This is a genomic window from Moorena sp. SIO3I8 (genome assembly GCF_010692325.1).
Taxonomy (GTDB): Bacteria; Cyanobacteriota; Cyanobacteriia; order Cyanobacteriales; family Coleofasciculaceae; genus Moorena.
Genome location: NZ_JAAHHW010000305.1, coordinates 1 through 1,966, shown reverse-complemented (window position 1 = coordinate 1,966; position 1,966 = coordinate 1). Strand labels below are relative to the sequence as shown.

The 1,966-nt window shown below is 43.4% G+C and carries 1 protein-coding gene; it reads left to right on the top strand.

Features of this window, described 5'->3' with window-relative positions; genetic code table 11:
• Positions 1-436 precede the first annotated feature (436 nt).
• Positions 437-1,657 carry a transposase gene (locus F6K51_RS36455; protein ID WP_293030836.1) on the top strand — a complete coding sequence of 407 codons (1,221 nt, stop codon included), beginning with the start codon at positions 437-439 and terminating at the stop codon, positions 1,655-1,657.
• Positions 1,658-1,966: the final 309 nt, after the last annotated feature.

Here is a 1,966-nt window from a genome sequence, read left to right as displayed (position 1 = left end):
CTCCCCATCTCCCCAGCTCCCCAGCTCCCTATCTCCCTATGCCATAATAACGATAGACAAGAATGGGGGAGTCATGAGCATGAGCGAGGTTGTGTTTTTGGTTGAGGAAGATCCGGAAGGGGGTTATACGGCCAGAGCTTTAGCTGATCCGCGAGAAGCCCCGCGCTCTACCCGATAGGGTGAGCGTCGGGATGATAGCGGGACAATGAAGTGAAACGGAATTGTCAACTAGGAATCCTTGGGAAGAGGAAAACGAGCTATTAAACTTCTGAGCAGTTCAGACGGGGTCATTCCTCTACGTTCAGCCTCTTGTTTGAGTTGCTTTTTATCGAAGCTAGTTAACCTGATCATTAATGTTTTATCTTTCATTTATGAATTAACATATGTAATTGTATATACTATACTAATAATAGGTCGATTACCAGGAGAAAACAAGATGAGACTAGCATATCAATACCGACTCAGGTTAAATAAATCGCAGATCTCCAAGATAGAGAAATGGCTAGATCTGCTGCGCTGTCAGTACAATTACCTTTTGGCAGACCGATTTAGCTGGTATGAGCAAAATCGGTCTGCTACAAATTATTGTCCTCTTGTTTGTCATCTTCCCGAACTTAGAAATAATCCTGATTATTTCTCTCAAAAGAAATCTCTACCTGGACTGAAGAAAGATAGGCCATGGTACAAGGAAATTCATTCTCAAGTCCTTCAAGATTGTGTCAAAAGGGTAGATCTAGCTTTTAAACGATTCCTGAAAGGGGATTGCAATGGAAACAAGAGCGGAAAACCACGATTTAAAAGCAAGAACAGGTACCGCTCGTTTACCTTTCCTTCTCTCACTAAGGATCCGATCAAAGGCAATATTCTGACCCTGCCAAAATTTGGACAGGTCAAGATGATTTACCACAGGCAAATTCCTGATGGATTCAAGGTAAAAACGGCCACGATTACCCGAAAAGCCGACGGTTACTATGCAACGCTGTCAATCCAAGATGATACTGTCCCGGATATTATCCCGATCGATAGTGTCATCAATCCCGTCGGCATAGACATGGGTCTTAAGTCTTTCTTGATAAGGTCTGACGGAACTGAGGTGCCAATTCCTCAATACTACCGAAAGGCTCAAAAACGACTTAAGAAAGTTCAAAAATCTGTTAGTCGCTCTAAGAAAGGGAGTAACAACAGAAAGAAGGCTGTTGTTAAACTTGGAAAAGCTCACAAAAAAGTAGCGGACACCAGAAAAGATTTCCATTTCAAGACCGCAAAGGAGCTACTAGATAGCCACGATATAGTAGCTCACGAAAAGCTCAATATCAAAGGTCTAGCCAAAACCAAAATGGCTAAATCAGTTTTGGATGCTGGATGGGGTCAATTTCTGTCTATCTTGTCAGTCAAAGCTGCAAATGCTGGATTACTAACGAAGGCTGTAAATCCCCGAAACACTAGCCAAAACTGTTCTAATTGTGGCAAAAAAGTTCCCAAGAAACTAAAAGACCGCATCCATTCTTGCCCTCATTGTGGATACACAGAAGACAGGGATGTAAATGCGGCTAAAAATATCCTGTATTTGGCGGTGGGGCGTCCCGTCAGTAGTAAAGCTGACCGAGCAACCGAACCAGTAGGTGGTGTTGGTAAGAAGCCCGCGTTGTCCCGTTAGGGCAACGTCGGGAGTACGTCACAGAGATTATTATAGGGTTTATGGCTACTACTAGGGCTTTAGTTCACTAATAATCAACAATAATCAAAGTTGACAAATTTAGCGATGCAGCGCGGTCTTGGGGGTTTCCACGGGGCTTACAAGGTGCGGACGCAGGTTCCGCACACAGCCCCTCCCCATGAGCGACTGCATCAAGACAATGATATATGCATCAACGAAAACGATATAGATTTACCTATAGATTTACCTCTAACCCCTGCCTTGGTGTTTCCCTTTCTATCCCTAAACTATATAATAACAAGCTAAAGC